Annotated in this window: 12 protein-coding genes; 8 read left to right on the top strand and 4 right to left on the bottom strand. The window is 68.8% G+C overall.

Annotation, left to right across the window (positions count from 1 at the left end; translation table 11 throughout):
• Positions 1 to 103 precede the first annotated feature (103 nt).
• Both CSW58_RS09785 and miaA read right to left on the bottom strand, forming a co-directional pair.
• Positions 104 to 349, bottom strand: coding sequence for a CinA family protein (locus CSW58_RS09785; RefSeq protein ID WP_236627757.1), 246 nt, complete (start codon positions 347 to 349; stop codon positions 104 to 106).
• Positions 346 to 1,302 (bottom strand): tRNA (adenosine(37)-N6)-dimethylallyltransferase MiaA, encoded by a 957-nt coding sequence (gene miaA, locus CSW58_RS09780; protein WP_099447156.1) that lies wholly within the window; start codon positions 1,300 to 1,302, stop codon positions 346 to 348. The genes CSW58_RS09785 and miaA overlap by 4 nt, the downstream gene beginning before the upstream one ends.
• Positions 1,303 to 1,347: 45 nt before the next feature.
• Between miaA and CSW58_RS09775 the strand changes: the two genes are divergently transcribed.
• The 3 genes from CSW58_RS09775 (at position 1,348) to CSW58_RS09765 (ending at position 3,426) form a co-directional block, all read left to right on the top strand.
• Positions 1,348 to 1,791, top strand: coding sequence for a hypothetical protein (locus CSW58_RS09775; RefSeq protein ID WP_143755155.1), 444 nt, complete (start codon positions 1,348 to 1,350; stop codon positions 1,789 to 1,791).
• A 100-nt stretch (positions 1,792 to 1,891) separates the two neighbouring features.
• The gene (serB, locus tag CSW58_RS09770) at positions 1,892 to 2,767 is read left to right on the top strand and encodes a phosphoserine phosphatase SerB (protein ID WP_099447154.1); all 876 of its coding nucleotides are present in this window, start codon (positions 1,892 to 1,894) and stop codon (positions 2,765 to 2,767) included.
• Positions 2,764 to 3,426 (top strand): HAD family phosphatase, encoded by a 663-nt coding sequence (locus CSW58_RS09765; RefSeq protein ID WP_099447153.1) that lies wholly within the window; start codon positions 2,764 to 2,766, stop codon positions 3,424 to 3,426. The genes serB and CSW58_RS09765 overlap by 4 nt, the downstream gene beginning before the upstream one ends.
• Here the strand turns inward: CSW58_RS09765 and CSW58_RS09760 are convergent.
• Complete coding sequence (locus CSW58_RS09760) at positions 3,423 to 3,872, bottom strand: PaaI family thioesterase (RefSeq protein WP_099447152.1); 450 nt, start codon at positions 3,870 to 3,872, stop codon at positions 3,423 to 3,425. The two genes, CSW58_RS09765 and CSW58_RS09760, sit on opposite strands and share 4 nt — an antisense overlap.
• A gap of 102 nt (positions 3,873 to 3,974) precedes the next feature.
• Here CSW58_RS09760 and CSW58_RS09755 point away from each other — a divergent pair, with 102 nt between their 5' ends.
• From CSW58_RS09755 to CSW58_RS09745, 3 genes are all read left to right on the top strand, one after another.
• Entirely contained in the window at positions 3,975 to 4,304 is a 330-nt protein-coding gene (locus CSW58_RS09755) for a DUF3253 domain-containing protein (RefSeq protein WP_099447151.1), read from the top strand.
• A gap of 97 nt (positions 4,305 to 4,401) precedes the next feature.
• On the top strand, positions 4,402 to 5,034 hold the full coding sequence (locus CSW58_RS09750; protein WP_099447150.1) for a glutathione S-transferase family protein: 633 nt from the start codon (positions 4,402 to 4,404) through the stop codon (positions 5,032 to 5,034).
• A 63-nt stretch (positions 5,035 to 5,097) separates the two neighbouring features.
• Positions 5,098 to 5,682: a uracil-DNA glycosylase family protein gene (locus tag CSW58_RS09745; RefSeq protein WP_099447149.1), complete on the top strand. Its 585-nt coding sequence runs from the start codon at positions 5,098 to 5,100 to the stop codon at positions 5,680 to 5,682.
• Positions 5,683 to 5,684: 2 nt separating this feature from the next.
• Here CSW58_RS09745 and CSW58_RS16250 read toward each other — a convergent pair whose 3' ends face one another.
• On the bottom strand, positions 5,685 to 5,963 hold the full coding sequence (locus tag CSW58_RS16250) for a hypothetical protein (protein WP_369825150.1): 279 nt from the start codon (positions 5,961 to 5,963) through the stop codon (positions 5,685 to 5,687).
• A 13-nt stretch (positions 5,964 to 5,976) separates the two neighbouring features.
• Here CSW58_RS16250 and CSW58_RS09740 point away from each other — a divergent pair, with 13 nt between their 5' ends.
• Complete coding sequence (locus CSW58_RS09740) at positions 5,977 to 6,681, top strand: serine aminopeptidase domain-containing protein (protein ID WP_369825148.1); 705 nt, start codon at positions 5,977 to 5,979, stop codon at positions 6,679 to 6,681.
• An 89-nt stretch (positions 6,682 to 6,770) separates the two neighbouring features.
• A partial coding sequence (locus tag CSW58_RS09735) for a Glu/Leu/Phe/Val dehydrogenase dimerization domain-containing protein (protein WP_304441642.1) occupies positions 6,771 to 7,111 on the top strand: 341 nt, incomplete at its 3' end.

Below are 7,111 nucleotides of genomic sequence, written 5' to 3'. Positions count from 1 at the left end.
ATAGCTGTTGCCCGCTGGACCCGAAGCGCCCGGTCTCGGCCAGACCCAGGTCGCCTTCAGCTTGGTGCGCACCACCCGGGCCAGCAGCTGGGCATAGGGTTCGCTAGCCGAACGCATGCCCTCCGGTGGCCTTGTGCGGGATGTCGAGCAACTGCATCCGGGCCCGCGCCGTATAGGTGACCACCCCGCCGACATAATAGGCCGAGGCCCCGGGCACGGCGAGCAGGGCCGCCGAGATCAGGCCGCCCGCCGAGGATTCGGAGATCGCCACGGTCTCTTTTCGCGCGATCAGCCGGGCGGCGACCGCCTGGGCCAGGGCGGGAAGGTCGGGCAGGGCGGCTTGGGTCATGAACGGGTCTCTTGAAGCGAAAATAGGGTCTTGAAGGCCTCGGCCTGGGCGTCAGGCTCCAGGGCCTCGATGCGGTCCCAGTCCGGGGTCTGGTTGCGGAACCAGGTCATCTGGCGCTTGGCGTAGCGGCGGGTCTCCATCTGGGCGGCGGCGATCGCGGCCTTGAGCGCGATGTCCCCGTTCAGGTGGGCGGCGAGTTCGCGATAGCCCAGGGCCTTGAGCGCGGGCAGGGCCGAATTGAGCTTGCGCGCCGCGATGGCCGCCACCTCGTCCAGGCCGCCGGCCTCGACCATCCGGACGAAGCGCGCGTCGCAGCGGTCGTAGAGCGCCTGCCGGGGCGGCTCGAGCACCACGCCGCGCCAGCTTCCGGGCGCCAGCACGGGCCGGGTGTCGGTTTGCCAGGCGGTCAGGGCCTTGCCGGTGGCGACGGCGACGCCGTGCGCCCGGATTAGGCGCTGGCGGTCGCCGACCTCGATTCGCGCCTCGGCCTCGGGATCGAGGTCATGCAGCAGGTCGCGGAAGGCCGGCTCGCCCTGGGCGGCATAGAGCAGGCTGGAGATCTCGCGCTGGGTCTCGGGCACCGGTGGGATCTCGGCCAGGCCGTGGGTCAGGGCGCGGAAGAACAGGCCGGTGCCGCCGACCACGATGGCCGGGCGTCCCCGCGCGGCGATCGCCGCCAGGACCTCGACGGCGGCCCTTTGCCAATGGCCCACGGACCAGATCTCGGTCGCATCGGCCACGCCGAACAGATGGTGCGGCGCGCTGGCCAGTTCGGCCGGCGAGGGCGCGGCGGTGAGGATCGGCAGGCCGGCATAGAGCTGCATCGAATCGGCGTTGACGATCTCGCCGCCCAGCATCCGCGCCGCCGCGATCGCGAGGGCGGACTTGCCGCTGGCGGTGGGTCCCGCGATAAGGATGGTCAAGCTGTCGGACAATCTTGAGTCGAGTCCCATTGGCCTCACCGCAGCGCGCCCGAAGCCTTCCCGGGGGGAGAAACCATGAAAATGACCTTGAGCGCCATCCTTGCTGCAGCTGTCCTGTTCGGTGTGACGCCCGTCGCCGCCGCTCCCCAGCCCTCGGCCCCGGCTTTGCTGATCACGGCCGATCAGAAACTGGGTTGCGCCGTGGTGTTTGTCGGCTTCGACGAGGTCCTGCGCCGCAATCCCGGTCTGACGGAAAAACTGGCCGGTGCAAACGACGATGACGGGGCCAAGGCGATCGGACCCTTGTTCAAGATGATGGGCAAGAGCGGCGAGATCGCGCTCAATGACAGCATGAACGCCGCGATCGCCAAGGGGGAAAAGCCGTCCGAAGTCCTGCGTCGGGGCGTGGCCAGCATGGCCACCCTGATGGTCGAAGCGCCGATCAAGCCCGGTCAGGACGCCAACGAGCAGCGCGGCATGGCGCTGTTTTCCCACTGCCTTGAAGTCATGAACGACTAGAGGCCTGGCGCCGCGCATTTTCGCCTGCCGCGCGGCTGTTCCGGCGGAATATCCCCTTTGCGAGGTTGACGCCGCGCGCTGGGTCCAATAGCCGCCCGTCATGCTCGCGATCACCCTCGTCTCGCCCGACCCCGCAGCGCTCCTGGCCGCCTTGGACGCCGTGCGCGCCATCGCGCCGGTCAAGGTCGAGACCCGGTTGGGCGAGGGCGCGATCGATCTGGCCGTGGAGGGCGGGGTCGGGGCCGCCGCGCTGAGCGTCATGGTGCGCGTGGCCATCGGTTCGCGGCCGGTCGATTTCGCTGTCCAGGCGGTCGAGGGGCGCCGCAAGCGGTTGCTGATCGCCGACATGGACTCAACCATCATCAATGTCGAATGCCTGGACGAATTGGCCGATTTCGCCGGGGTCAAGGACAGGGTGTCGGAGATCACCGAGCGGGCCATGCGCGGCGAACTGGCCTTCGAGGGCGCCCTGCGCGAGCGGGTCGGCATGCTGGCCGGCCTGTCGGTCGACGCCCTGCAGGCCTGCTATGACGACCGCGTGCGGCTCAATCCCGGCGCCGAGACCCTGGTGCGGACCATGGCGGCCCACGGCGCCCGTTGCGCCCTGGTCTCGGGCGGCTTCACCTTCTTCACAACCCGAGTGGCCCAGGCCGCCGGGTTCCACGTCAATCGCGCCAATACCCTGATCGAAGAGAGCGGCAGCCTGACTGGCCAGGTCGGCGAGCCGATCCTGGGCAAGGAGGCCAAGCTGGCCGCCCTGCTGGAAGAGACCGCCGCCCTGGGCGTGACCGCCGCCCAGGCCCTGGCCGTGGGCGATGGGGCCAATGACCTGGCGATGATCGAGGCCGCGGGCCTGGGGGTCGCCTATCGCGCCAAGCCGATCGTCGCGGCCCAGGCCCACGCCAAGGTCGACCACGCCGACCTCACCGCCTTGCTCTTTTTTCAGGGCTATCGCGCCGACGAGTTCGCTTCGTGAGTTTTCCACGCGTCGTCCAGGCGGTCGTTTTCGACATGGACGGCCTGCTCCTGGACACCGAGACGGTCTATCGCGCCGCCATGGTCGAGGCGGGGAGCGCGTTCGGCATTCCGATGACCGGCGAGATCTATGCGTCCATGGTCGGCAAGACCAGTCCGGAGAGCGCGGTCATGCTGACCCAGCTGTTCGGCGCCAAGTTTCCGGTTCAGGACTATTTCGCCCGCGTCTGGACCGATGTCGAACTGCTGCTCGAGGCCGAGGTGCGGTTGAAGACCGGGGTGATGGAAATCCTCGACCATCTGGACGCCCTGGGCATGCCACGCGCCATCGCCACGTCCAACAGCCACCAGTCGGTCAATCGCTATCTGGGCCGTTTCGACCTGGTCCGGCGCTTCCACACCGTCGTCGCCAATACCGACGTCGAGCGTCACAAGCCGCATCCCGATCCCTATCTGGAGGCGGCCCGCCGGCTCAACGTGCACCCGTCGATGTGCGTAGCGCTGGAGGATTCCCATCCCGGCGTTCGCGCCGCCCATGCGGCCGGCATGATGACCGTCATGGTCCCCGACATCCTCGATCCCAACGAGGAGATGCACGATAAGTGCATCCACGTCGCCGAGAGCCTGCATAAGGTGCTGGAGCTGCTGAAGGCGGTTTAGCGCGAACGGATCTTCTTGATCACGCCCGAGAAGCTCAGCATCGGCTGACCGCCCGTCGAGATCAGGCCGCGCACGAAGACCAGCGAACCGCCGGCGCGGATCACCTCGCCGGTGCTTTCGACCAGGTCGCCGGGCTTGGCGGGGCCCATGAACTCGCCGTTGAGGCTGACGGTCACGCAGCGCGTGCCCTCGATCTGCTTCCAGGCGATGGCGAACAGCGAGAAGTCGGCGAAGGTCATCATGCAGCCGCCGTGCATGAAGCCGCCGCCGTTCATGTGCCGGGCCTCGGCCCGGAAGGCGCTGCGCACGACACCGTTCTCTTCGGTGAAATAGAAGGGTCCAGACTGGTCCTCGAACGGGTCCAGGCCCGACCAGGTGCGCCAGCCCGACCAGTCGCCGTCAGTGACCAGGCGGGGCCCGCCGATGCTTTCGTTGCCGCCGTCCATGATCGTCTCCCCGCGATTTCGCGCCGCCAACTAAGCCGCGCGACGCCGGGACGCAAGCGCTCGCCCTTACGCTGCCGTCAAAACCGTGGCATCCCTCCGCTCATGACCACCCCGATCCAAGACGCCATCCTGTCCCAACTGGCCGCCGTGCCGGCCGGCAAGTCCATCGACCCGATGTCGGTCGCCAAGGCCGTGCAGCCCGAGCGCTGGCAGCGCCTGCTGGGCCATGTGCGCACCGACGCCATCGAGCTGGCCAAGCAGGGCCTGATCGCCATCCTTCGCCACAACAAGCCGGTCAATCCCGATCGCTTTCGCGGCGTCTATCGCCTGAGACTGCCGCTGGACGGTGACCCGACCGTGTGGGCCGACACGACCGAAGCGGTCGACGAGGTCGATGAGATCGACGAGATCGAGGCCGGCGACGAGGCCTAGGCGCGACGGCCGCGGATTTCCGTCGGCGGGCGCGCAGTAAGTCTTGAATTGAAACCCATTCGATGACCTAAGGTTTCCCAAAACTTGGGAGGCCATCATGATCGTCTATGGTTCGTCGTTATCGCCCTTTGTCCGCAAGACCCTGGCCTTCGCCGCCGAAAAGGGCCTGACGGTCGAGAACAAGGTTTCCCGCCCCGGCCAGCCCGATCCGGCCTTCCTGCAGGCCAGTCCGTTCAAGAAGATCCCCGGGTTTCAGGACGGCGACTTCCAGATCTCGGACTCCACCGCGATCGTCACCTATCTCGAAGCCCAGTATCCCGAGCCGAACCTGATCCCCACCGACCCGCGCAACCGCGCCCGGGCGGTTTGGTTCGAGGAACTGGCCGACACCATCTTCGTCGGGGCGGCGGGCAAGATCTTCTTCAACCGCATTGTCGGTCCCCGGTTCATGGGCGTCGACGGCGACGAGGCTGTGGCGTTGAAGGCCGAGCAGGAAGAGATGCCGCCGATCCTCGACTATCTGGAATCGATCGCCCCCAGCAGCGGCTTCCTGCTGGAGGACCGCATCACCCTGGCCGACATCGCCATCGCCAGCCCGTTCGGCAACCTGCGGCATCTGGGCTTCGACCTGTCGCGCTGGCCCAAGACCAAGGCCTATACCGACGCCATCCTGGCCCGGCCGTCCTTCGCGACGATCCTCGAGCGCGAGACGGCGTTCCTCGGCGGCTAAGTCGCCTGGGCCCGGAACGCGGTCCCGCTTGCCGGGGCCGCGTTCCGGGCCCATCTGCGAGCCATGCTCGACGCCGTTCTCGCTGACATCCGCGCCTGCCGCGCCTGCGCGCCCTACCTGCCGCACGTGCCTCGGCCGGTCGTGCGGGTCGAGCCGCGGACGCGTCTGCTGATCTGCGGCCAGGCGCCCGGGCGGCTGGTCCACGAGACGGGCCTGCCGTTCAACGACCCGTCCGGTGAGCGCCTGCGCGCCTGGATGGGGATCGACCGGGAAACCTTCTATGGCCGGGCCGAGATCGGCGTGGCGGCCATGGCCTTCTGCTTTCCGGGGACCAATCCCAAGGGCGGCGACTATCCGCCGCCGCCGCGCTGCGCGGCCCTGTGGCGCGAGCGGTTGCTGACGGCCTTGCCCGGCGTGGAACTGACCCTGCTGGTCGGGAGCTACGCCCAGTCCTGGGCCCTGGGCCAGAGGGGCAAGCGGACGATGACGGAGACCGTGGCCGCCTGGCGCGACTACCTGCCCGACAATGTCCTGCCCATGCCGCACCCGTCGTGGCGCAACACCGCATGGCTCAAGCGCAATCCTTGGTTCGAGGACGAGGTGGCGCCCTATCTTCGCCGTCGGGTCGCGGGCATTCTGGCGTCATGACCTCACGCCGCGCCCTGCTTGTCGCCGCCGCCTCGGTCGCGGGCCTGTCGGCCTGCGCGCCGGTGATCCAGCGACCCGGCCTGGCGGCGCTCGGCTTTCGCGGGCCGCGACTCGAGGACGACGGGCTGATCAGCTTCGATGGCGCGCGGCTGGGCCTGATGCGCTGGCTGCCGCGCGACGGCGAGCCCCGTCAGGTGATCGTCGCCCTGCATGGCATGAACGACTATGCCAACGCCTTCCGCCTGGCCGGCGAGGCCTGGGCCGAGCAGGGGATCGGCCACCTACGCCCTCGATGTGCGCGGCTTTGGCCGCTCGCCCGATCGCGGGGTCTGGGCCCCGGCCGAGCTGGTGATCGAGGACCTGCGCACCGCGGTCGCCCTGGTGCGCGAACGGCATCCGACGGCGCGGGTCTCGGTGGCCGGGGTCAGCATGGGCGGGGCCCTGGCCATCGCCGCCATGGCCTCGGCGCGGCCGCCGGCGGCCGAGAGCCTGCTGCTGTTCGCCCCGGCGGTCTGGGGCTGGTCATCCCAGCCCCTGCCCAATCGCACCATGTTGTGGATCACCGCCCACACCGCGCGCAGCTGGGTGGTCAAGCCGCCGGAATGGCTGGTCGAGCGGGTGCAGCCCAGCGACAATGTCGACGAACTGCGCCGCATGGGCCGCGATCCGCTGATGATCTGGGGCGCGCGCTCCGACACCGTCTACGGCCTGGTCGGGGCCATGGAGACGGGCTGGTCGTTGATCGGCCAGGTCAAGGTTCCGGTGGCCTATTTCTACGGGGCCAATGATCACATCATTCCCAAGGACGCCAGTTTCGAGGCCGCGGCGCGGCTCAAGCCCGGCGACCGCACCGCCTATTACGCCCAGGGTTGGCACCTGCTGCTGGTCGACCGGCAGGCGGCGGTGGTCTGGCGCGACGCCGCCGCCTTCCTGCGCGACCCGACCGCCGCCTGGCCCTCGAACGCGCCGCCGATCCCCGGCGTCTGCCCCGGGGCCTGAGGACGCAGCGCAAAGCTTCGGGCTTGTGAGCCGGGGCGCTCGGGCGTACACCCCGGCGCAATCTTCCTGGCTTTGACGAGACTGACGGCATGACCTTGTTCGATTCCCCCGATTTCGAGGGGCATGAGGGCGTACACGCCTTCTTCGACGAAAAAACTGGCCTCAAGTCGATCATCGCCATCCATTCCACGGCGCGGGGACCCGCCGCCGGCGGTTGCCGCATGTGGGACTATGCCAGCAGCGAAGCGGCGGTGACCGACGCCCTGCGGCTGTCGCGCGGCATGTCCTACAAGAACGCCATGGCCGATCTCGACTTCGGCGGCGGCAAGGCCGTGATCCTCGGCGACAGCCGCTCGCAGAAGAGCCCGGCCCTGTTCGAGGCCTTCGGCCGCGCCGTCGACAGCCTGGGCGGCCGCTACTGGACGGCCGA

Origin of the sequence: Caulobacter sp. B11 (genome assembly GCF_002737765.1) — a bacterium.
GTDB lineage: Bacteria > Pseudomonadota > Alphaproteobacteria > Caulobacterales > Caulobacteraceae > Caulobacter.
This window is presented reverse-complemented; position numbering and strand designations above follow the sequence as displayed.